This window comes from Ruegeria sp. CL3 (genome assembly GCF_056536505.1).
In genome coordinates, this window is sequence record NZ_JBQFPT010000004.1 from 93,622 (window position 1) to 116,762 (window position 23,141).

Annotated in this window: 18 protein-coding genes; 6 read left to right on the forward strand and 12 right to left on the reverse strand. The window is 59.8% G+C overall.

Annotated elements, in window-relative coordinates; translation table 11 throughout:
- Positions 1–22 precede the first annotated feature (22 nt).
- The gene (locus tag ACR0NO_RS06940) at positions 23–1,210 is read right to left on the reverse strand and encodes an acetylornithine transaminase (protein WP_480723437.1); all 1,188 of its coding nucleotides are present in this window, start codon (positions 1,208–1,210) and stop codon (positions 23–25) included.
- A 302-nt stretch (positions 1,211–1,512) separates the two neighbouring features.
- Here ACR0NO_RS06940 and ACR0NO_RS06945 point away from each other — a divergent pair, with 302 nt between their 5' ends.
- Complete coding sequence (locus ACR0NO_RS06945) at positions 1,513–2,403, forward strand: DMT family transporter (protein WP_170554598.1); 891 nt, start codon at positions 1,513–1,515, stop codon at positions 2,401–2,403.
- On the opposite strand, the gene ACR0NO_RS06950 is transcribed toward ACR0NO_RS06945, so the two are convergent.
- Positions 2,385–3,188 carry an ABC transporter permease gene (locus ACR0NO_RS06950; protein ID WP_480723438.1) on the reverse strand — a complete coding sequence of 268 codons (804 nt, stop codon included), beginning with the start codon at positions 3,186–3,188 and terminating at the stop codon, positions 2,385–2,387. The genes ACR0NO_RS06945 and ACR0NO_RS06950 overlap by 19 nt on opposite strands.
- Before the next feature lie 125 nt (positions 3,189–3,313).
- Here ACR0NO_RS06950 and ACR0NO_RS06955 point away from each other — a divergent pair, with 125 nt between their 5' ends.
- Positions 3,314–3,889, forward strand: a complete 576-nt coding sequence (locus ACR0NO_RS06955; RefSeq protein WP_170719371.1) for a GcrA family cell cycle regulator — start codon at positions 3,314–3,316, stop codon at positions 3,887–3,889.
- 227 nt (positions 3,890–4,116) lie between these two features.
- Here the strand turns inward: ACR0NO_RS06955 and gntH are convergent, their stop codons facing one another.
- From gntH to ACR0NO_RS06970, 3 genes are all read right to left on the reverse strand, one after another.
- A complete protein-coding gene (gntH, locus tag ACR0NO_RS06960; protein WP_480723439.1) occupies positions 4,117–5,376 on the reverse strand; it encodes a guanitoxin biosynthesis MBL fold metallo-hydrolase GntH in 1,260 nt (419 codons plus the stop codon).
- Positions 5,377–5,586: 210 nt separating this feature from the next.
- Positions 5,587–6,663, reverse strand: coding sequence for a DUF2235 domain-containing protein (locus ACR0NO_RS06965; protein WP_480723440.1), 1,077 nt, complete (start codon positions 6,661–6,663; stop codon positions 5,587–5,589).
- A gap of 3 nt (positions 6,664–6,666) precedes the next feature.
- Positions 6,667–6,891 carry a hypothetical protein gene (locus ACR0NO_RS06970; RefSeq protein WP_480723441.1) on the reverse strand — a complete coding sequence of 75 codons (225 nt, stop codon included), beginning with the start codon at positions 6,889–6,891 and terminating at the stop codon, positions 6,667–6,669.
- Between the two features lie 361 nt (positions 6,892–7,252).
- Between ACR0NO_RS06970 and ACR0NO_RS06975 the strand changes: the two genes are divergently transcribed.
- The 3 genes from ACR0NO_RS06975 to ACR0NO_RS06985 all read left to right on the forward strand — a co-directional run bounded on the left by ACR0NO_RS06975 (position 7,253) and on the right by ACR0NO_RS06985 (position 12,093).
- Positions 7,253–10,414, forward strand: a complete 3,162-nt coding sequence (locus tag ACR0NO_RS06975; protein WP_480723442.1) for a valine--tRNA ligase — start codon at positions 7,253–7,255, stop codon at positions 10,412–10,414.
- Positions 10,415–10,557: 143 nt separating this feature from the next.
- A complete protein-coding gene (locus ACR0NO_RS06980) occupies positions 10,558–11,721 on the forward strand; it encodes a benzoate/H(+) symporter BenE family transporter (RefSeq protein WP_480723443.1) in 1,164 nt (387 codons plus the stop codon).
- Between the two features lie 39 nt (positions 11,722–11,760).
- Positions 11,761–12,093, forward strand: a complete 333-nt coding sequence (locus tag ACR0NO_RS06985; protein ID WP_170640347.1) for a DnaJ family domain-containing protein — start codon at positions 11,761–11,763, stop codon at positions 12,091–12,093.
- Here the strand turns inward: ACR0NO_RS06985 and ACR0NO_RS06990 are convergent, their stop codons facing one another.
- Positions 12,094–12,876: a crotonase/enoyl-CoA hydratase family protein gene (locus ACR0NO_RS06990; protein WP_170719376.1), complete on the reverse strand. Its 783-nt coding sequence runs from the start codon at positions 12,874–12,876 to the stop codon at positions 12,094–12,096.
- 125 nt (positions 12,877–13,001) lie between these two features.
- On the opposite strand from ACR0NO_RS06990, the gene ACR0NO_RS06995 reads away from it, so the two are divergent.
- Positions 13,002–14,111: a pyridoxal phosphate-dependent aminotransferase gene (locus ACR0NO_RS06995; RefSeq protein ID WP_480723444.1), complete on the forward strand. Its 1,110-nt coding sequence runs from the start codon at positions 13,002–13,004 to the stop codon at positions 14,109–14,111.
- A gap of 80 nt (positions 14,112–14,191) precedes the next feature.
- Here the strand turns inward: ACR0NO_RS06995 and ACR0NO_RS07000 are convergent, their stop codons facing one another.
- The 6 genes from ACR0NO_RS07000 to ACR0NO_RS07025 all read right to left on the reverse strand — a co-directional run bounded on the left by ACR0NO_RS07000 (position 14,192) and on the right by ACR0NO_RS07025 (position 23,013).
- Positions 14,192–15,382: a pyridoxal-phosphate-dependent aminotransferase family protein gene (locus ACR0NO_RS07000; protein ID WP_480723445.1), complete on the reverse strand. Its 1,191-nt coding sequence runs from the start codon at positions 15,380–15,382 to the stop codon at positions 14,192–14,194.
- Between the two features lie 51 nt (positions 15,383–15,433).
- Positions 15,434–16,066: a bifunctional 4-hydroxy-2-oxoglutarate aldolase/2-dehydro-3-deoxy-phosphogluconate aldolase gene (locus ACR0NO_RS07005; protein WP_480723446.1), complete on the reverse strand. Its 633-nt coding sequence runs from the start codon at positions 16,064–16,066 to the stop codon at positions 15,434–15,436.
- Positions 16,067–16,069: 3 nt separating this feature from the next.
- Positions 16,070–17,875 carry a phosphogluconate dehydratase gene (gene edd / locus ACR0NO_RS07010; protein ID WP_480723447.1) on the reverse strand — a complete coding sequence of 602 codons (1,806 nt, stop codon included), beginning with the start codon at positions 17,873–17,875 and terminating at the stop codon, positions 16,070–16,072.
- Between the two features lie 2 nt (positions 17,876–17,877).
- A complete protein-coding gene (gene zwf, locus ACR0NO_RS07015) occupies positions 17,878–19,323 on the reverse strand; it encodes a glucose-6-phosphate dehydrogenase (protein ID WP_480723448.1) in 1,446 nt (481 codons plus the stop codon).
- Positions 19,324–19,484: 161 nt separating this feature from the next.
- Positions 19,485–21,728, reverse strand: a complete 2,244-nt coding sequence (gene ptsP, locus ACR0NO_RS07020) for a phosphoenolpyruvate--protein phosphotransferase (RefSeq protein ID WP_170471907.1) — start codon at positions 21,726–21,728, stop codon at positions 19,485–19,487.
- A gap of 46 nt (positions 21,729–21,774) precedes the next feature.
- Entirely contained in the window at positions 21,775–23,013 is a 1,239-nt protein-coding gene (locus tag ACR0NO_RS07025) for an aspartate kinase (protein ID WP_170377908.1), read from the reverse strand.
- Between the last annotated feature and the right edge of the window lie 128 nt (positions 23,014–23,141).

A 23,141-nucleotide genomic window follows, 5' to 3' on the forward strand; every position in this document is an offset into this window, starting at 1 on the left:
GTATTTGTGAACAGAAGAAGGATCAGGCGGTGGCCAAATTGGCTTCGATTTGCGTTGCGGCCTTATCGAGGCGGATCATCGCCTGGGCGATATCGTCTTCGGTCAGGGTCAGTGGCGGCAGCAGGCGAATGACGTTGTCGGCGGCGGGAACCGTGATGACCTCGTTGTCATAGCCCGCGTTGACGACGTCGATATTTGTCGCTTTGCACTTCAGGCCCAGCATCAGGCCGGTGCCGCGCACCTCTTCGAAAACCTCAGGGTGGTCGGCCACCAAGCCTTCGAGTTTTTGGCGCAACAGGCCTGCCTTGCGGTTGACACCTTCGAGGAAGGCAGGCGTGGCGACCTGGTCGATCACGACGCAGCCAACGGCGCAGCCGAGCGGGTTCCCTCCGTAGGTCGAACCATGGGTGCCTGCGGTCATGCCGCTAGCGGCCTCTTCCGTGGCCAGCACCGCGCCCAGAGGGAAGCCTCCGCCGATGCCTTTGGCGACCATCATGATATCCGGCGTGATACCCGCCCATTCATGGGCGAACAGCTTACCAGTGCGGCCCACGCCACACTGGACCTCGTCAAGGATCAACAACAGGCCGTGTTCGTCGCATATCTGACGCAAGGCCTTGAGTTCGGCGTCGGGAACGGGGCGAATGCCGCCCTCGCCTTGCACCGGCTCGATCATGATTGCCGCTGTTTTTTCGGAAATCGCGTTTGTGACGCCATCGAGATCTCCGAACGTGAGATGCACGAAGCCGGGCAGCAAGGGGCCGAAGCCTTTGGTCATCTTCTCCGACCCGGCGGCAGCGATACCAGCCGAGGAGCGGCCGTGGAAGGAGCCATCGAAGGTGATTATCTCGACCTTCTCGGGCTGGCCTTTGTCATAGAAATACTTGCGGGCCATTTTCACGGCCAGTTCGCAGGACTCGGTGCCCGAGTTGGTAAAGAACACCGTATCGGCAAAGGTATGTTCAACCAGCTTGTCGGCCAGCGCCTGCTGTTGCGGGATGTTATACAAGTTCGAGACATGCCACAGCGCGTGTGCCTGCTCGGTCAGCGCGTTCACAAGCGCCGGATGCGCGTGGCCCAGCGCGTTCACCGCGATGCCCGCCCCGAGGTCCAGAAAACGTCGGCCATCCGCCTCGGTCAGCCAGGCGCCTTCGCCCTTCACGAAAGTCAGGGGCGCACGGTTATAGGTCGGCAGAACGGACGGGATCATCGGATCATCCTTTTAAGATAGCTTAAGCCCTGTGAGTGATACACCGGGGCCATGGTCGTCAACTGATTTGGTGGAGAATGCGCGGATTTGGACAGCGCAAATAGATCAAACGGGCCGGTTACGCGGTCAGGCGTCGGCGTCGGAGGCGCAGGATATGTACGGTTTTGATCATGGCGGCTCGTATAGCGAGGTTCGATCTGTCTGGGAAGACCAATAATTGGAAAGCCCCGAATTTTCATAATGAGATGAGAAGCCGCCATTTCACGCTTGCTATTTCAACTCCTGTGGCGCACCGCTTGGCCATGACGCCTACACCTCAGAATCCGCCCCTTGCGGCCCTGTTGATCTTTGCCGCCAGCGCCCTGCTGGCAGGGACAACATTGCTGGCCAAAGCGTTGGGAACAGACACGCTTGGCCCTGCGTTGCATCCGATGCAGATCAGCCACGGGCGGTTTCTGTTTGCTTTTGTGGTGATCGTGACCGCCACAGCTGTTCTGCGCCCGGCGCTGAGGCGCCCTCATTGGGGGCTGCATATCGGCCGCACCAGTTTCGGATGGCTGGGGATCACGCTGATGTTTGCATCCGTCGCCTATATCCCGATCGCGGACGCCACGGCGATTTCCTTCCTGAACCCGGTTTTTGCGATGGTTCTGGCCATCCCGCTGCTAAAAGAAGGTGTCGGCCCTTGGCGTTGGCTGGCCGCAGCGGTGGCTTTGACCGGGGCACTGATTCTCTTGCGCCCGACGCCTGCCAGTTTCCAACCAGCCGCCCTATTGGCCCTGACGGCGGCCGCGGTGATCGGGATGGAGCTGATTTTCATCAAAAAACTCTCAGGCCGCGAGATGCCGATCCAGATTCTGTTGGTGAACAACGGATTGGGTCTATCCATCGCCTCGGTCGCGGTGATTGCAGTATGGCAGGCGCCGACCCCTGCACAATGGGCAGCTTTGGCCGGAATCGGGGGGTTGATGGCCTGCGCGCAGGCCTGTTTCGTCAACGGAATGGCCCGCGCCGATGCCTCGTTCGTTGCGCCCATCAGCTATGCCACATTGATCTTCGCGGCGTTCTACGACTTTGTGATCTTTAACGTGATCCCGGATCGGATCAGCATCATCGGCTCATCCATCATTCTGACAGGCGCGTTGATTCTGGTCTGGCGCGAAACCATTCACCGTCAGGCCTTGAGCCGGTAGCCTGTGCGCAACATCTGCCAGGTCACGGCACCAACGAACAGCGTCGCCCCGGTGCACACTGCCATCCCAAGCCAAGGTGAGCTGTCGGACACTCCGATCATCCCATAGCGCAGACCATCGATCAGATAGAAAACCGGGTTCAAGTGGCTGAGCTTGTTCAGCACCGGCGGCAGCGCCTCGACCGAGTAAAAGGTCCCCGACAGGAAGGCCAAAGGCGTGACGATGAAGTTGGTGATCGCGGCCATCTGGTCGAATTTATTGGCAAAAATACCGGCGAATAGGCCCAAGGCGCCCATGAAAGCACCGCCCAAGATGACGAATATCAGGGTGATGAACAGGTTCTGCGGCGCAATCGATAGAAACACCAGAAACGCGAGGGCCACGACACAAGCGATCAGAACGCCGCGCGCAATGCCGCCTGCCAAATAGCCAAGCAGGATCTCTAGCGGGGACAGCGGCGGCATAAGGGTATCCACGATGTTCCCCTGAACTTTCGAGATCACCATCGAGGACGAGGTATTGGCGAAAGCATTCTGGATCACCGTCATCATCATGATACCGGGCGCCAGAAAGATCAGAAACGGCACACCCATAACGTCAGGCCGGCTTGGACCGATGGCAATGGTGAAGATCAACAGGAACAATCCAGCCGTCACCAGCGGGGCCAGCAGGGTCTGGGTCCACACCGCCATAAAGCGCAGGGTTTCGCGTTTGGCCAGCGTGTAGAGGCCCATCCAATTGACCGCGCCAAACCGGCGCGCGTCCTGATCCACAAGATTCTGCATGAGAGCCTCTTAACTGATTCGAAGACCGCTTGTAACTCGGCCCGCAGTGATTAGAATAGGGCGCTGAGACGAATTCCCAAGGCGGCCCGAATCCGGGGCCGCTTTCCGCTTTTGAAAGGCAACCGATGTCCTGGACTGACGAGCGCGTAGAACTGCTGAAGAAAATGTGGGGCGAGGGCCAGTCGGCCAGCCAGATCGCCAAGGAACTGGGCGGCGTGACCCGCAACGCGGTAATCGGCAAGGTCCACCGTCTGGGCCTGTCCAACCGCGCTACCGGAGCAACGCCCGCCAAGGCTGAGCCAAAAGAAAAACCGGCACCCGCGCCCAAGGCCGAGGCGAAACCAAAGCCCGCCCCCAAGACCGAACCCGCGCGTCCGGCCCCTGCCCCGGCAGCGGAGACGAAGCCCGCGGTTCCCGCCCGTCGTCAGATTATCCCGGCGGGTCAACCTCTGCCGCCGCAACCTTCGGCGAATGAGATCAGCCCCGAGGCGTTGGCCAAGGTCAACGAGGTTGAGAAGAAAGCCAAAAAGCTGACGCTGATGGAGCTGACCGAAAAGACCTGCAAATGGCCCGTCGGCGACCCCGCGACCGAGGATTTCTGGTTCTGCGGCCTGCCGGTTGAAGCGGGCAAGCCCTACTGCGAGGCGCATGTCGGCGTGGCCTTCCAACCCATGAGCTCGCGCCGCGACCGCCGTCGGTGATTTGGAACGCCAGAACCATAATTCTATTCTAGGATGTGGAAAGGGTGCGGAGTTTCTCCGAGCCTCGTTTCGGAAGTGTTGCGAAGTCAAAACAACCCTATGCGTATCAGGCGCTTTCAAAAACACCCTCGCAACTTTCTGCAAAGGTGTTTTAGATTGGGGCGTCGGATGTGCGGACAAAGCCGACCTCAGAACTTCCAATTCTTTGGGGTGCTCCGACGCCTTATTCACTCTTGGAAGGGAATGCTTGTATAAGCTCCGACTTCGTCATTTCCTGTGCGTTCGTTGAATGCCCTGATCATTTCGTTTGTAGCTTCAGCTGCTCCGATATCCATGCTCTCGAGATCAAATTCGGAGAACGGGAACTCTGCAGCTGAGTCAGGCGGTTGCTTGGGCATTTGTACTGGTGCCGGGAAAGACTCTTCATTGGGCACTCCTTGACGAGTACGAATACTATCTTTGGTTACATTCCAGGTCATGAAATCAGCCGCCAAGTCCAATGGCCCATCATATGTTTCTCGGATTGCTGAATAGACGGCCAGCGCAATGTCATGATCATTTTGGAAGTGGTAGCAAACCGCCAATCTTGGTTCCGTTTCGGACATAATCTTGCCGAATGCTTGCGCGGAAGTGTGCCCTTGAGAACCAACAAAAATTGCTTCGGAAGGGGCAAAACCATATTTCTCGATCATGAAATCTGGAGGGGTAAAGCATTCATGAATTGCAAGGTCCGCACCTACCGCATGCTCTCTCCACCATCGCGTAGGTAGCGTGTCGGATGAAAAAGCAAACTTCAGACCGTTCCATTCAAGTAGAAAACTAACTGATTGTTCACCATGTATGGCTGGCAGGGTTCTGACCTGAACGCCGTTTTCGTCAAAAATGACGTTATTTACGATTTTCCAATCGAATTCGTTAACCTCAAGTTGCAGCCCTCTGGGGTCGACCGCCGCCCCACGAGTCGCTTCTTCCCATGCCCACATTTTCTTCATGTGATCTGCCCAAGACTTTGTTCCCCACTCAGGCTTGATGCCTTCGGGCCCCCAAAGGCGAACAGGCGTTAGACGGTTGTTTACGGGACCGGTGAAGTAAAAGGCTGGAAAATCGCCAGCATGATCTAGGTGCAGGTGACCCAAGAAGACTTTATCCAGCTGATCCAGTGGAATCCCAAGCGCCATGATCCTTTCATAGGATCCCTCTCCCATATCGAAGATAAACTTTTCGCCATTTCCCAATTCAACTAAGAAACATGCCGCAGCTTGTTTCAGACGCGGCTGAGGCATACCGGTGCCACAGGCGACAACTCGCATTTCGTCAGGACCCAGAGCCTCGGTTCCTGGATAATAAACAGTTTGGTTAGGAAACGGTTCCGTCCTAGACCACTCGGTTGGATCATTACTTTGCGCGCCTAAAGTATTCGCCGAGGCCAAAAAAAACGAAGATATTAACGCCAAAATACAGTTTCTGTTTTGGGCGGAAAAAGCCATTGCAATTGCCTCCGATTAGGACCACCGGGAATTTTCAATAGTTTGAAGCCGACTCATAATAAGATTGCAGATTTTGAATGCGTCTGGCAAGGCTTCAAGAAATCGGCGGATTTAGGGTAGGGCTTTCATTAAATTTCGGTTGCTGCATTGGGCTCGAACCTGACATTGAGGTGGCGGTGATCTTGGAGCCGCGGGCACATGATCGGCATTTTACTGCGCCGGATGGGATGGTAGGTCTGGTTCAGGTTGCCACCCAGGCACATCTTCGGGCGCGACCGAGGCGTGCAAGTGTTCGGATTGGTCCTCGCCCACTATCCGTCTTTTGCGCAGAAGAAAAATCTTGCCCCACCCGCGCCACGTCCCAACCGAAGCCCCCTGAGCATTGGTCGGAAAACGCGCGCGCCATCCCTCCGGCAGCGGCAGCCCATGCCGCTCGGCCTTGTCCAGCATCCAGATGAGAGAGATGTTGCTGAGGGCGCGTGCTTCTTCATAGCCGTTCAACTGACCACCCACATCGCCATGGGTGCCCCGAAACCAAACCTGTTCGACATGGCCTTTGAACTCGGGCGTGCATTTCCACAAGACAGGCTCATAGACCTCGCGGGTCTCGTTCAGGGCCATCGCGTGATATCCGTGGCGGATCGCCCGGCCCAGTTGATGATTGTGGAACGCGTGCTTTTCCTCGGCCCAACGCCAAAGCAGCGGCAGGCGCAGACCCAGCGCTTTGACCGTGTCCCACACCCCGACCATCTCAATTGCCACATCCTCATGGCAAAATTTGCGGCGGAAATCGCGGGCAGCTGTGCCGCTCGGGTTACATTCATAGTGGCGGTATGCCTGTTTGATGTTCCGCTCGGTCGCGTGTTCCGCCTTCAACAACCCGATCATGTCGATCACACCCGCAAGGCTGCGAACACCGTAGGCCCCCCGCGAATACCCAATGAAATAAATCCGGTCTCCGGGTTTGTAGCGCGAAGCGAGATAGCCATAGGCCCGACGGATCTGCCGATTGATGCCCCGCCCCATCATCACATCCAGCGAGGACTTCCAGCTTTCCCACTGGACGCCGGCCTCATAAAACACAGAAACCTGAGGCCCCATTTCCTGACACAGGCGAAACGTCTGCCCGGCATGGGTTTCGAAGCCAGGCTCCAGCGTCGACATGGTTCCGTCCAGAATGACAACATGGCTGATCGGCTCACGGTGCAGCGCTTCGGCGGAATGCTCAGAGCGTAAGGGCCGCCCGAGCCATCCAAGTACCTTTCTGCTTATCCGTGACAGAATCATATCTCAGCCACTCCTGTACTCTTCGAGGGTGCGCGCGCGTCTCAGCATTGCGCCGCCCTGGCCTTCACGGTGCATCGGCAGCTGAGGCCCATGCGCCCATATCCCGCCTCCGTTCGACTGCCGACCCATCACTTGCCCGCGCGCCGGTAGAGGCGAGGTATACTCAAGGATGGGTATCATCCGCATGCCGGACAAGAGATCCAACGAAACCGTGAGACGTTGAAGCATAGCTGCAAGCCTAAGCGGGCATTTGGGCATCATCATGACTAAGGCGTGCGGCATGCGTGACCTCATCGTTACAGCCACCATTTGTCTGAATATATTACGAAAGCTCAAACGCATTGCAAAATTCCCGAAACCGTCTGACGACAGATCACGAAACGAGCAGTGAAGCCGCATCTTATCGGGTCGCGCCATCTCGTGACTGCACGCTACAAGTGTAGCTGAACAACCCACTGGCCGTCTGTGGCCTGGTTCACGGTCCCGGCGGATCGAATGCCTTGTGGATTTGAGCGCAAAGCCTTCCCCTTTTGCCATCCTTTCGCTATTGCACGCATTAACCCAAGATTGATGACGCAGGACGCACCCCATGGCGATGGAAAAGACATTCAACGCGGCCGAGGCTGAGGCCCGCATCTACGAGGCCTGGGAACAGGCCGGAGCCTTCAAGGCAGGCGCAAACAAATCGCGTGACGAGAGCTTTACCATCATGATCCCGCCGCCCAACGTGACAGGTGCTTTGCACGTGGGCCATGCGTTCAACAACACGCTTCAGGACATCCTGATCCGTTGGCACCGGATGCGCGGCTTCGACACTCTCTGGCAGCCCGGCCAGGACCACGCGGGCATCGCCACGCAGATGCAGGTTGAAAAGATGCTTGCCGCCACGCAGCAGCCGGGTCGGCGCGAGCTGGGTCGCGAGAAATTCCTTGAGAAAGTTTGGGAGTGGAAAGGCGAATACGGTGGCACGATCATCGAGCAACTGAAGCGCCTCGGCTCCTCCTGCGACTGGTCGCGCAACGCCTTCACCATGGCGGGTGCGGCGGGCGATCCGCGCACAGGCCATGAGAACTCGGCCAATTTCCACGATGCCGTGATCAAAGTTTTCGTCGACATGTACGAAAAGGGCCTGATCTATCGCGGCAAGCGTCTGGTCAACTGGGACCCGCATTTCGAAACTGCGATCTCGGACCTCGAAGTCGAGAATATCGAAGTCGCGGGCCACATGTGGCACTTCAAATACCCGTTGGCCGGGGGCGAGACCTACACCTATGTCGAGAAGGACGAGGGCGGGAATCTCGTGCTTGAGGAAGAGCGCGACTATATCTCGATCGCCACGACCCGCCCCGAGACGATGCTGGGCGACGGTGCAGTTGCGGTTCATCCCTCGGATGAGCGCTATGCGCCCATCGTCGGCAAGCTTTGCGAAATCCCGGTTGGTCCGAAAGAGCATCGCCGTCAGATTCCGATCATCACCGATGACTACCCTGATCCCAATTTTGGCTCGGGCGCGGTGAAGATTACCGGCGCGCATGACTTCAACGACAACATGGTCGCCAAGCGCGGCGGCATCCCGATGTACCGCCTGATGGACACCAAAGGCACGATGCGGGCCGATGGTGCGCCTTACGCGGAAGAAGCGGACAAGGCGCAGGAATACGCACGCGGCAAGGAGTTCACCGAGAACGAGATCGACGCGATCAACCTGATCCCCGACCACCTGCGCGGCCTCGACCGATTCGAAGCGCGAGCGAAGGTTGTCGAAGAAATCACTGCGGACGGTCTGGCTGTTATGACCCGCGCGGATGATCCGCGTCTGGGTTCAACCGCTCTGAAGCCCGATCATGAAGGCGCGGACAAGCTGGTCCCGCTGGTCGAGAGCAAACCGATTATGCAGCCGTTTGGCGACCGCTCCAAAGTGGTCATCGAGCCGATGTTCACAGACCAATGGTTCGTTGATGCCGCCAAAGTCGTCGGCCCCGCGCTGGATGCGGTCAAGGACGGTACGGTCAAGATCATCCCCGAGTCGGGCGAGAAAACCTACTACCACTGGCTGGAAAACATCGAGCCCTGGTGTATTTCGCGCCAGCTGTGGTGGGGGCATCAGATTCCGGTTTGGTATGGCCTCGATCTCTCGGCTGAGAACTTCAAGGACGACGAAAACGACGGCGACCTTGATCTGGTCGAATTGGGCCGTTTGCTGAACGAAGGCGGCATGTTGCATCGTGGCAATGTCATGGAATGCGCTGCTAGCCTTGAAGCCGTCACCGAGAAATTCCTCGACGACAACGCAAACATCCCCAGTCCGCTGAGCCACGCGACGGTTGTCGAAGTCGCCGACAAGCAGGAAGCGATCCATCAGTTCGCCGAAAGCCTTGCTCAATACGCGGTCGAACAAGACCCGACCAAGCTGGTCTATCCGGTTTGGCGCGACCCGGATGTGCTCGACACATGGTTCTCCTCCGGCCTCTGGCCCATCGGTACGCTAGGCTGGCCCGAACAGACCGAGGAACTGGAACGCTATTTCCCGACGGACGTTCTGGTTACCGGTTTCGACATCCTGTTCTTCTGGGTCGCCCGGATGATGATGATGCAACTGGCCGTGGTCGATCAGATCCCGTTCCACACCGTCTACCTGCACCAGCTCGTCCGTGACGAGAAGGGCAAGAAGATGTCCAAGACCACCGGCAACGTCATTGACCCGCTGGAAATCGTGGACGAATTCGGCGCCGACGCGCTGCGCTTTACCAACGCCTCGATGGCGGCGATTGGTGGTGTGCTGAAACTGTCCCGCGAACGCATCACCGGCTACCGGAACTTCGGCACCAAGCTGTGGAACGCCGTCCGCTTTGCTGAGATGAACGAGGTATTCACCGACGCCGTCCCACAACTGGATGTGGCCGACCTGAAGCCCAAGGCGGCCGTGAACCGCTGGATCATCGGTGAAACTGCCCGCGTGCGGGAAGAGGTCGATGCTGCGCTGGAAAGCTATCGTTTCAACGATGCATCCAACGGGCTTTATGCCTTTGTCTGGGGCAAGGTCTGCGACTGGTACGTAGAACTGTCGAAACCCCTACTACAAGGCGACGACACCGAGGCACAGGCCGAGACCCGCGCCACCATGCGCTGGGTTCTGGATCAGTGCATGGTCCTGCTGCACCCGATCATGCCCTTCATCACCGAAGAGCTTTGGGCGCTGACCGGCAACCGCGCCAAGATGGTTGTCCACGCCGACTGGCCGACCTACGCCGCTGCCGACCTGATCGACGCCGACGCGGATCGCGAAATGAACTGGGTGATCTCGGTGATCGAAAACACCCGCTCCGCCCGTGCGCAAATGCGGGTTCCGGCGGGCCTCTACGTGCCGATGCTGGTGACCGAGATCGACAATCACGGTCAAGCCGCGTGGGAGCGCAACGAAGCACTGATCAAACGTCTTGCGCGGATCGATAGTCTGACCAAGGCTGATGAGCTGCCAAAAGGCACGATCTCGATTGCCGCCCCGGGCGCGAGCTTCGGCCTGCCTCTGGCGGACATCATCGACATCGGCGCCGAAAAGGAACGGTTGGAGAAAGCCAAGGGCAAACTGGCCAAAGAACTCGGCGGTCTTCGTGGGCGTCTGAACAACCCCAAATTCGTGGCCTCGGCCCCGGAAGAAGTAGTTGAGGAAGCCAAAGCAAACCTCGCTGCGCGTGAAGAAGAAGAGGCCAAGCTGAACGAAGCCCTCGCTCGTCTGGCCGAACTCGCCTGATTTCCTTCTCGTTCCAAATAGGGAAATCCCAACCTCACCACCCGAAGCGGTGGTGAGGTTTTTCTTTGCCCTCAGAGCTTTCCCCTTGTTCGCGCCAGCCCGCGCTTGTTAGCAGTTCGGAATAACAACCCTCCGAGGCCCCTATGGCACGACCTTTTCCTCCGATGCAGACCGTCTCAACAGGACTCGTAGTCGCCATTGTCGGGTTCTTCAGCTCGTTTCCCATCGTGCTACAAGGGCTGGGTGCGATGGGCGCATCACCGGGCCAAGCTGCCTCGGGCCTGATGAGTGCTGCGATTGCCATGGGGCTGGCCGCGATTGTTCTCAGCCTGCGCTACCGGCAACCCATCAGCGTTGCCTGGTCTACCCCCGGAGCGGCATTGCTAGCGGTTTCAGCCACCCCGGTCGCAGGCTTCTCAGGCGCAATCGGAGCCTTTCTCTGCGCAGGAGCATTAACGATTCTGGCCGGACTTTGGAAACCCTTGGGGCGTCTGGCCGCTGCGATCCCGACCACTCTGGCGCAGGCGATGCTCGGCGGAGTGCTCTTGCCCCTGTGTATTGTCCCGTTCAAAGCGGCTGTTGAGCTACCTTGGCAGGCACTGCCCGTAATCCTGACATGGTTCATCGCCGGACGCCTGAACCGGCTGTTTGCCGTTCCCGCAGCCGTCGTAGCCGCAGCCCTCGTGGTAGTGTTCAGCGCCGAAGGTGCATCCGTCCGGCCCGAGGCCTATCTGGCCGCGCCTGTCTGGACGATGCCCTCATTCTCGTTTGCGTCAGCCATCGGCATCGGCCTGCCGCTATTCGTCGTCACAATGGCAACCCAGAACATCCCCGGCATCGCCGTGATGCGCAGCTTTGGCTACACCCCCGCACCCGACAAGTTGTTCTCGTCCGTAGGAGGGGCAAGCATGTTGTCGGCCCCATTTGGAGCCCCTGCCACCTGTCTGGCGGCCATCACCGCCGCGATGTGTTCGAACGAAGACAGCCACCCAGACCGTAGTTTGCGCTATTGGTCAGCAATTATGGCAGGTGTGTTCTACTGCGTCTTCGGTATCTTCGCCGTGGCGATCACAGGCTTTGCCGCCCATGCCGACCCGCTACTTATGGGCACGCTGACCGGCGTGGCCTTGATCGGAGTGATGGCCAACGCCACCTTCGCAGCACTCGAAATACCCGCCGAGCGCGAAGCCGCAATCCTGACCTTCGCCATCACGGCCTCAGGGATCACGGTGTTCGGTCTGGGCGCTGCGGTCTGGGGCTTGATGGCTGGGGGCGTCGCCTACATCTTGACCACCAAACTGCGATGATCCCTTTCTCCCCGCGCCTGAAAAAGCTATCCTGCACCCATGTTCGGATCGCTTGGAAAATTGGTAGAACGCCAGATCAAGAAGGCTCAGGCCGAAGGTCAATTGCAGGGTCTTGAGGGCGAAGGTGCGCCTCTGCCCGATCGCTCAGGCGAAGCGCAAAGCGATCCCGCCATTGCGGCCGGCCATCGGATCATGGCGCAAGCCGGGGTACTGCCCGAGGAGTTCGACATCAAAAAACAGTTGGACGAGGCCCGTAAACAGTATGCCGGATTGACCGATCCCGAGGCCCGCAAAGCCACGATGTCAAAGATCGCCGATCTCGAGATGCGCTACAACATGGCCCGAGACGCGCGGCGCGCCTTTATGCGGTGATCACTTGAACTCGGGCTTTCGGCCTTGCATCTGCGCCATAACGACCTCCATCTGGTCGGGTTTTCCAATCAGATCTACCTGTTCCGAAGACTCGGCCAGCAACACATCGGCGCGCGGATTGGTTTCGGCAAAGTCTATGAGCCGCTTAGCGGCACGGATGGCCGAGGGGCTTTGTGAGGCGATGTTTTCAGCCAAGGCCAGTGCTTCGGTCTGCGGATCGTCGGACAGCCTGGTGACCAAGCCCCACTCGGCCGCCTGTGCAGCCCCAATGGGACGCGCGGTATAGGTCAGCAGCCGCAAAACGTCTGAGCGGACCAGTTTCGGAAGCAGAACCATGCCCCCCATATCGGGAATGATACCCCATTTCATTTCCATCACCGCCAGCTTCGCCTCGGGGTGGGCGATGCGGATATCCGCGCCTAGGGCAATCTGCAGGCCGCCCCCATAGGCCGCGCCTTGGATCGCGCAGATGACAGGAACGGGGATGCGCCGCCAGATCAGGGCCAGTTCCTGCATCTCGTTGGCGTCTTCATGGCTGCGGGTCATCAGCCATTCGGTCGGGTCCATATGGGCCATCTTCGCAAAACTCGCCATGTCGAGACCGGCACAGAAGCTTTTGCCCTCACCAGATAGGACAACAGCGCGGGCGTCTGAGGCCGCGACCTCTTGCCCAGCGGCCAGCAGCGCCTTGATCATCGCCTCGTCCAGAGCATTCATCTTGTCGCCGCGCGTGAGCGTGACATGAGCGATGTGATCCTTGTACTCGACAGATACGCGCGCCATTCCGGACCTCCTTGATTTGCAGTCTTTACAAGACTGCCCCGAATGTGCGTGCAGTTCCACCGCGACGTTGAGGCATGCTGAGGCTCGGGCTTGCAGCAACCCGCACGGTGGGCTTATCTGCGCCTATGACCAAACCTCGCTACACATCTCTCGCCCAATCCCTGCCTGCAACCGTCCCGTTTGTGGGGCCGGAAACGCAGGAGCGTCAGCGCGGTGCCCCCTTCAAGGCACGGCTTGGCGCGAATGAAAGCGTGTTTGGCCCCTCGCCTCGCGCCATCGAAGCGATGCAACGGGCTGCCGGTGAGATTTGGATGTACGGCGACCCCGAGAATCACGATCTGCGCAATGCTTTGGCCGCACATCACGGTGTTGCCCCCGAGAATATCGTGGTGGGCGAAGGCATTGACGGGCTATTGGGCTATCTGGTGCGGCTGTTAATCGGGCCGGGTGACGCGGTGGTGACTTCAGACGGGGCCTATCCCACATTCAACTACCATGTGGCGGGTTTCGGAGGTGAGTTGCACAAGGTTCCCTATCGCGACGATCACGAAGACCCCGCAGCTTTGTTTGCCAAGGCCGCAGAGGTTAATGCCAAGCTGGTCTATCTGGCAAACCCCGACAACCCGATGGGAAGTTGGCATTCGGGCGCCGATATCGTGGCCGCGATGGAGGCTCTGCCCTCAGGATGCCTGCTGGTTCTGGACGAGGCCTATGTCGAATGTGCGCCGGACGGCACTGCTGCGCCTGTTGCCGCCGATGATCCCCGTGTGATCCGGATGCGGACGTTCTCCAAGGTGTACGGGATGGCAGGCGCGCGGGTGGGCTATGCTATCGGTGCCCCCGAATTGATTGCGGCGTTCAACAAGGTACGCAACCATTTCGGCATGAACCGGGCTGCGCAAGCCGGGGCGCTGGCGGCACTTGAGGATGGCGACTGGCTGTCAGAAGTGCAGGCCCGGATCACTGAGGCGCGGGATCATATCGGACGCATTGCGCAGGCCAACGGTTTGATCCCGTTGCCTTCGGCCACGAATTTCGTTGCGATTGACTGCGGGCGTGACGGGGTGTTTGCGAAGGCTGTTCTGGACTCGCTGGTCGAACAGGGTGTGTTTGTGCGGATGCCATTTGCGGCCCCGCAGAACCGCTGCATCCGGGTGAGTTGTGGTGCAGAGGCAGAGATGGCGGCTTTTGAAGCTGCCTTGCCTTTGGCTTTGGCGCAAGCTCGCGCGGTATAGGGGGGCTGTCTGCCCCCCATCGCGCCAAGGCGCGATTCCCCCCGAGGATATTTTCGGCCAGATGAAGGGGCGGATCGGCGCTATGTGGCCAATGTCGCGGCGGCGGCTTCCAGCGCGCCTTGGCCGCGGGGGATATCAAGTGCCGCCATGGCGGTTTCCATGCCGCCCAGGATCGCCATGATCATCTGCGCGTTGACGTGCCCCATATGACCGAGGCGGAAACAGGCATCCCAATCCTCCATTCCCAAGCCGATGCCCAGCGTCAGACCAAGCTGGTTTTCGGTGTAGTTGCGCAGCGGCGTGCCGCGCCCCTCGGTCAGGCGGAGGGCGGTGACCGCATGGCTGCGATGGGTCGGGTCGCTGACATTGAAATGAAGTGCTCCGCCTTGCGCCCAAACATCGCAGGCGGCCCAGATGGCCTTGGCAAGGCGCTCATGCCGGGACCAAACGTTTTCGAGACCCTCACCATGGATCAGGTCCAGCGCGGCGCGCAGGCCGTAGAGGTGATGGGTGGGCGCGGTGCCATTGAAATATTGATAGAACAGCTCTGGGTCGGCGCGCGGTTGCCAATCCCAATACTGCGAAACGCGAGGCATGGCGGCACGTTTCGCCTGCGCTTTGTCGTTGAAGAAGACAAAGCCGGTGCCCGCCGGGGTCATCAGGCCCTTTTGGCAGGCTGTCACTGTGACATCGACTCCCCAAGCATCCATCTCGAACCGGTCGCACCCCATGGAAGCGATACAGTCGGCCATCAGGAGTGCGGGATGATTCAACTCATCCAGCAAAGCGCGCAAGGCAGGGATATCATTCCGGATCGAGGTGGACGTATCCACGTGGACGGCAAGCACAGCTTTGATTTTGTGCTCCTTGTCGGCGTTCAGCGCCTCGGCGATGCGGTCGAAATCCCAGGGTGAAGACAAGCCGAAGTCTATTAGGTCGATCTTTGCGCCGATCCCCTCGGCCATCTCGGCCCAGCCATGGGTGAAACGACCCGAGGCCGGGGCTAGAACGGTTTCTCCGGGGGCGATCACATTCGACAGCGCGGCCTCCCACGTGCCGTGGCCGTTGGCGATATAAATGGCGACGCTGTGCTGAGTTCCGGCCACGCGCTTTAGGTCCTGCGTCAGCGCGGGCATCATCTCGATCAACGCGCCATCGTAGATATTGGGCGACGGGCGGTGCATGGCTTGCAACACCGCGTCGGGCATCACCGAAGGGCCCGGAATGGCCAGATACTCGCGCCCATGCACGAGGGAGGTTTGGTTTGTCATGAGGGTAACCTGCTTAACTTGTGGCCTACCCTAGCGTTTCGCCTTGCGGCGTCAATCCGTCAGGTGGGTCGCCTCACGCGCAAGCGCTTCGATCCCGGACCAGTCGCCCTCTTGAACCATCTGCTTGGGCGCGACCCAGCTGCCACCGGCGCAGACCACGTTGGACAGCGAAAGGTAGTCGCGGGCATTCGAGGGCGATACGCCCCCTGTAGGGCAGAAGGTGATCTGAGGCAGGGGCGCCCCAATCGCTTTGAGGGCCGGCGCGCCGCCCGAGGCCTCGGCAGGGAAGAATTTCAGCATGTCATAGCCCTTTTCCAGCAGGGCCATGGCCTCACTCGCGGTGGCCGCGCCGGGTAGCAAGGGCAGGCCTTCAGCTTCGCAGGCGGCGATCAGGGCATCGGTCGCGCCGGGTGAGACCCCGAACTGCGCACCTGCCTCTTTGGCGGCGCGGACGTCTTCGGGAGTGACCAGCGTGCCTGCGCCCACGACGCCTCCGGGCACAGCGGCCATGGCACGGATCACGTCCAGTGCCGCAGGGGTGCGCAGAGTGACTTCGAGCGCGGGAAGACCGCCTGCGACCAGCGCCTCGGCCAAGGGGCGGGCGTGTGCGGCGTCATCGACAACCAGCACCGGAACGATGGGGGCCAGCGCGCAGATCTCGCGGGTGCGTTGGGTTTTGGTCATGGGTTAAACTCCGAAAATGCTGGCACCTGTGTCGGCGGACCCGACATTCTGGCGGAACGCGCCGAAGAGGTCGCGGCCGACGCCGTGCTGGTTGGCAGACAGATCAGCAGTCGCTGGGCTGCGGTCGAGGACGCCGGGTGTGAGGATTTCCAGCTCACCCTTTACGGCATCGACGCGCAGCAGATCACCGTCTTGCAGATAGCCGATGGCGCCACCGTCCAGCGCCTCGGGGCAGACATGGATGGCAGCGGGAACCTTGCCCGACGCACCAGACATGCGGCCATCGGTGACCAGAGCGACCTTTTGGCCTCTGCCCTGAAGGATCGACAGTATCGGCGTCAGCGAATGCAGCTCGGGCATGCCGTTGGCCTTCGGGCCCTGGAACCGAACTACCACGATGACGTCATCAGTGAACTCTCCGGCCTTGAAGGCGGCTTTGACGTCATTCTGGTCGTGGAACACACGGACGGGTGCTTCGACCACCTGATGTTCGGGGGCCACGGCCGAGACCTTCATGACGCCCGTGCCCAGATTTCCTGTCAGGCGCGACAGGCCACCGGTGGGCTGGAACGGGTCCTTGGCCGGACGTACGATCTTTTCATTCAGGCTGTGACCAGCGCCGTCTTCCCAGACCAACTCGCCGTCTTTCAGCTTGGGTTCCTTGGTGTAGTTGTGAAGCCCCTGCCCCGCGACGGTCAGTGTGTCGGGGTGCAGCAGCCCATCGTCCAACAGCGTGCTTATGGTAAAGCCCAAGCCCCCGGCGGCATGGAAGTGGTTCACATCGGCCAGACCGTTGGGATAGACCCGCGCGACCAGAGGGACCACTGCAGAGATGTCGGAAAAATCCTCCCAATCCAGAACGATACCGCCTGCGCGCGCCATGGCGATAAGGTGGATCAGCAGGTTGGTCGACCCGCCTGTGGCCATCAGACCAACGATACCATTGACGAAGGCGCGTTCATCGAGGATCTGACAAACCGGCGTGTAGTGATTGCCCAACGCGCTGAGAGACAGGGCGCGGCGCGCGCCTTCCTCGGTCAGGGCATCGCGCAGAGGCGTGTTGGGGTTGACGAAACTGGAGCCCGGCAGGTGCAGACCCATGAACTCCATCAGCATCTGGTTGGTGTTGGCGGTACCGTAGAAGGTGCAGGTGCCGGGGCCGTGATAGGCGGCCATTTCAGCCTTCATCAGGGCGTCGCGACCAACCTCTCCGGCAGCGAATTGCTGGCGGACCTTGGCCTTTTCGTCGTTGGGCAGACCGCTGGTCATCGGACCAGCCGGCAGGAAGACGGCCGGCAGATGGCCAAAGGCCTGCGCGCCGATGATCAGGCCGGGCACGATCTTGTCGCAAACCCCAAGAAACACCGCCGCGTCATAGGTGTTGTGGCTGAGAGCCACGCCCGTCGCCAGCGCGATCACATCGCGCGAGAACAGCGACAGTTCCATCCCCGCCTCGCCTTGGGTCACGCCGTCGCACATGGCGGGAACCCCGCCTGCGACCTGCGCTGTGCCACCTGCCGCGCGGATCGCCTGACGGATCAACTCGGGATACCGCTCGAACGGTTGGTGGGCCGAGAGCATGTCGTTATAGGCGGTGACGATACCAAGGTTCCCAGCCGTACCGGTCGCCATCGAGTTCTGATCCTCACCGGCTCCGGCATAAGCATGCGCCTGACCGCTGCAGGACAGATGCGCACGGGCGGGGCCCTTGGATTTGGCCTGTTCCATGCGCTCAAGATGCGGGCCGCGCAGGTTGGCGCTGCGGTCGATGATACGTTTGGTGACGTCCGAAATAACTGTATTGACCATGATTACCCTCCGATCTGACGCCAGCGGCGTCCATCGCGATGCATCAGCATCAATGCTTCTTCTGGCCCTGAACTGCCCTGATCGTATTTTGCGGGCTTGTCGCCGCGCTCTTCCCAGCCGCGAATAATGGGATCAACCCAGGCCCAGGCGGCCTCGGCCTCATCCCCGCGCATGAACAGGGTTTGGTCGCCGCGGATCACGTCCATGATCAGGCGTTCATAGGCGTCAGGCGATTGCGCGCCATCGCCCAGCGCATCGGCAAAGCTCATGTCGAGCGCCACGTCGGATAGACGGAACCCGCCCTGCCCCGGTTCCTTGATCGTAGTGCGCAGCGTGATGCCTTCGTCCGGTTGCAAACGGATCACCAGAACATTGCCGTGCAGAGGCCCCACATTGGGGAAAATCGTATGCGGTGGGTCGCGGAAAAACACTGCAATTTCGGACTCGCGCGCCCTTAGGCGTTTGCCGGTGCGCAGGTAGAATGGCACGCCCGCCCAGCGCCAGTTGCCGATATGAGCCTTCAAAGCAATAAAACTTTCGGTGCGGCTGGCAGGATCGCCGACATGATCGAGGTAACCGTCGCCGCCCTTGTCTGTGCGATACTGACCGCGCGCGATATCCTTCGGCTCGACCGGCTCCAGCGCTTCGATCACCTTGACCTTTTCATCGCGCACCGCGTTAGGCGCGAATTTCGAAGGCGGCTCCATCGCGGTCAGACAGAGAAGCTGCACCAGATGGTTCTGGATCATATCGCGCATCGCGCCGGATTGGTCGTAGTAAGCACCGCGCCCTTCGACCCCGACAGTCTCGGCCACAGTGATCTGCACGTGATCGACATGGGTCGCGTTCCACAGCGGCTCGAACAGCGAATTGGCAAAGCGCAGCGCCATCAAGTTCTGCACGGTTTCCTTACCCAGATAGTGGTCGATCCGGTAAATTTGGTGTTCTTCGAAACAGGCGCGCAGCCCCTCGTTCAAAGCCTTAGCCGAGGCCAGATCATGACCGAAGGGCTTCTCCACCACGATCCGGCTGTCAGGCGTCGCAAGCCCGTGATCATTCAGACGCTGTGCAATGCCTGAGAACAGGCTGGGCCCGACCGACAGATAGAAAGCTCGCACCACATCCGGGCGCAAGGCTTTAGCCAGATCGGACCAACCCGCATCGCCCAGCGCATCCACCGGCACATAGTTAACATGGGTCAGAAAGCGATCCAGAGTTTTCTTGTCGTAACTCGGCGCGAATTTATCCATCGACGCGCGCAACTGGTCACGAAACCCGTCACTGTCCATGTCGGACCTGGCGGTTCCGATGATCCGCGCATCCTCCGGCATCTGGCCCATTTCAAACCGGTGATACAGCCCTGGCAAGATCTTGCGCTGCGCCAGATCGCCCGTCGCGCCAAACAGCACGAGGTCGAACGGGTCTACCGGGATGACGCGTGAAACCATTATCAGCTTCCTTTTATGCTTCCTGCCTCAAGAAGCAGAACCTCAGTCGCGATGGGGGTCGCTGGCACGGCCCCGAATGTTATCGCTAACATTTCCACCGCTGGATACGGAACCTTGAAATAAAAATCAAGCCCGGAATCCCCAATAGGCCGACTGATGGGTCACGATTGCGACCGCAACCACTCCATGACCGCCGGGCGCACGGATTGCTCACCACGATGACGTGCATCCGCGATGATCTTGCGGACGTCCTGCAGGTTCGATCTCAGCAAAAGGCTTTTGACTGGGCCGATCGAAGCCGGACGCATGGACAAGGTGCGGATACCCATTGCAGCCAGACACAGCGCCTCAACCGGGCGACCGGCGTCCTCGCCACAGAAACTCAGCGGCGTATCCGAGATACTGCAGCGTTCCACGATCCGTTCGATGAAGCTGAGGAAACTGACGTTCAACGTGTCATATCGGCGGCGCACCAGCTCGTTTTCGCGGTCGGCAGCAAAGAAGAACTGTTTCAGGTCGTTGCCCCCGATCGATATGAAATCCACCTCGTCAAAGAACTTTTGCGGTGAGAACGCCAGCGACGGCGTTTCCAGCATCGCCCCCACTTCGAGCGTTTCCGGCAGGATATGGCCAAGACGTTTTTCACGTTCGATGGTTTTGTTGACCTCCCAGCGAGCCTCGCGGAACTCCTCGGCCTGTGCGACAAAGGGGAACATGATGGTCAGCGGGCGACCATTGGCAGCGCGCAAAAGAGCCTGCAACTGCATCCGCATCACGCCGCGCTTGTCCAGACCGACACGGATCGCACGCCAACCCAGCGCCGGGTTCGGTTCGGCCACGTGCTTCATGTAGGGCAGAACCTTGTCCGACCCGATATCAAGGGTCCGGAACACAACGCGTTTTTCTCCGGCCGCGTCCAGAACCCGCTGGTATTGGGTCACCAGCTCAGAGCGTTTCGGCATCTGGTTGCGGATCAGGAATTGCAGCTCGGTTCGGAACAAGCCAACTCCTTCCGCGCCCGAGTTCCCGAGCGAGGGCAGATCGGCCATCAGGCCCGCATTCATCGCCATGTTGATCCGAGCGCCATCCTGCGTAACCGTCGGCGTTTCCCGGATCGAGGCATAGCGCTCCTGCGCTTTGGCCTGCATCGCGATCTTGTCGCGAAACGCGCTGACCACCGAGTCTTCGGGACGCAGATGGACAACGCCGTTATCCCCATCGACCAGAATGTGGTCGCCATTCAGAGCCTCGGTCGTGATCCGCCCGACATGCACGACCAAAGGGATCGCCAATGCGCGGGCAACAATCGTGGCGTGGCTGCCGACCGAGCCCTCCTCGAGCACGATCCCCTTCAGGGACCGGCCATATTCCAACAGGTCTCCGGGGCCGATGTTGCGGGCGATGAGGATCGGATCGGGCGGTAGATCGGCACTGTCGGTCTTGCCTTGCCCCGTCAGGATGCGCAGCAAACGATTGCTGAGGTCATCCAGATCCGCCAGCCGTTCCCGCAGATAGGGATCGGTCACCTGCCCCATACGGGCGCGGGCTTGTGACTGCTCTTTTTCGACCGCGGCCTCGGCGCTGAGACCGAGGGCGATGTCTTCCTCCATCCTCCGCATCCAGCCCTTGGAATTGGCGAACATGCGGTAGGCTTCAAGAACTTTCAGCTGCTCTTTGTCACCGTTCTGCGAGATTTCGAGCATCTTGTCGACACCGACGCGCAGCTCCTCGACCGCCTCATTCAACCGCTCGCTTTCGCGGTGCGGGTCTTCGGCAATCGGGTTGGTCACGACAACGCGCGGCTCGTGCAGCCAGACATGCCCTTCGGCAGACCCTTCCTGCGCCGGACCGCCGGTCAATTGCACAGATTGCTGGTGCAAGGGAGACAGGGCCGCGCCTTCACCGACAAAGGCACCCAGTTCGGCCATCTCAGCCAGAACCATCGCCACCACTTCCAGCGCATAGATCTCATCGGCGGAGAATTCACGCGCGTCACGGGACTGCACCACCAGAACGCCCAGTTTCTGACCGAGCCGCTGTACCGGCACGCCGAGGAATGAGGAAAAACGCTCTTCGCCCGTTTCCGGCATGAACCGGAACCCTTTGGCTGCGGGCGCATCCGCCGTATTCACGACCTTGCCAGATTTGGCCACGCGGCCCACAAGACCTTCGCCCAGACGCATCCGGGTCTGGTGAACCGCCTCGGGCGAGAGACCTTCAGTCGCGCAAAGCTCAAGGGTTTCTTCGTCACGGAACAGATAGATCGAGCAGACCTCGCAGCGAATGCTGTCCGCAATCAGCTGCGTGATGCGGTCGAGACGCTCCTGACCGGCCGCCTCGCTCGCCATTTCCTCGCGCAGCCGAACCAGCAGCTTGCGGGATTCTGTTTCCGTACCGTCCGCCATGGCCCAACCCAATTAGTGCGTCAGGCGAAACCTTTGGCCGATGAGCTTAGGCCGCCTTGTCCAGTTCAAAGGCATCATGCAGTGCCTGAACAGCAAGTTCCATGTATTTCCTGTCGACAAGGACGGAAATTTTGATCTCGGAGGTTGTAATGACCTTGATGTTGATCCCCTCATCCGAGAGAACCTTGAACATCTTGGCCGCAACACCCGATTGCGAGCGCATGCCGATGCCCACAACCGAAACCTTGCAGACGTCTTCGTCGGCCACCAACTCGGCATAGTTCAGCTCACCCGCATCCTTGATCGCCAGCAGCGCTTTTTCGGCGCGCGCAACCTGATCGGTTGGGCACGAGAAGGTCATATCCGTGCGCCCCTCATCCGAGATGTTCTGGACGATCATATCCACATTCACGCCCTCATCGCTGAGCGCGGTGAAGATGATCGAGGCGATGCCGGGGCGGTCGGCCACGGAAACGACGGTCATCTTGGCTTCGTCACGGGAATAGGCCACACCGGCCACAACATTGGATTCCATGATATCCTCCTCGTCGCAGACCAGCGTACCGGCCTCGTCGGATTGTTCTTCGAAACTTGAAAGAACGCGCAGTTTCACCTTATAGCGCATCGCCAGCTCGACCGAGCGGGTTTGCAGCACTTTCGCACCCAGCGACGCCAGTTCGAGCATTTCCTCGAACGAAATCCGGTCCAGCTTGCGCGCCTTTTCACAGATACGCGGGTCGGTCGTGTAGACGCCATCGACATCCGTGTAGATGTCGCAGCGCTCGGCCTCAAACGCGGCAGCAAAAGCCACAGCGGTCGTGTCCGAGCCGCCACGGCCCAGCGTCGTGATCCGGCCTTCGGGACTGATACCCTGGAAACCGGCAACAACGGCCACCCTCATTCCTTCGCCGAACTTTTGGTTCAGATTGTCGGTCGGAATTTCCTCGATCCGGGCGGAGGAATGCGCGCCATTGGTCAGCAGCGGCACTTGCCAGCCCTGCCAGCTGCGCGCCGGAATTTCCATCTCCTGCAACGTCAGCGCCATCAGACCTGCAGTGACGTTTTCGCCCGATGACACCACAGCATCGTATTCGCGGGCGTCGAACAGTGGCGAAGTCTCGTTCACCCATCCTACCAATTCGTTGGTTTTGCCGGACATAGCCGAGACGATGACGATGACGTCATAGCCCTTTGCCACCTCAACGCCGATACGTTTCGCCGCGCGGCGGATGCGGTCAAGATTGGCAACCGATGTGCCACCGAATTTCATCACGAGTACGGGCATGGGGGCAAGTGTCTCCGCGCCTTGGATTTAAAGTCCCGAGCCTCATATGCGAGGGGGACACCAAGAGCAAGGGGCGCTGCATAACAGATATTGCGTCAAGGGGCCGCTTTACTTTCCGAAAACGCAAT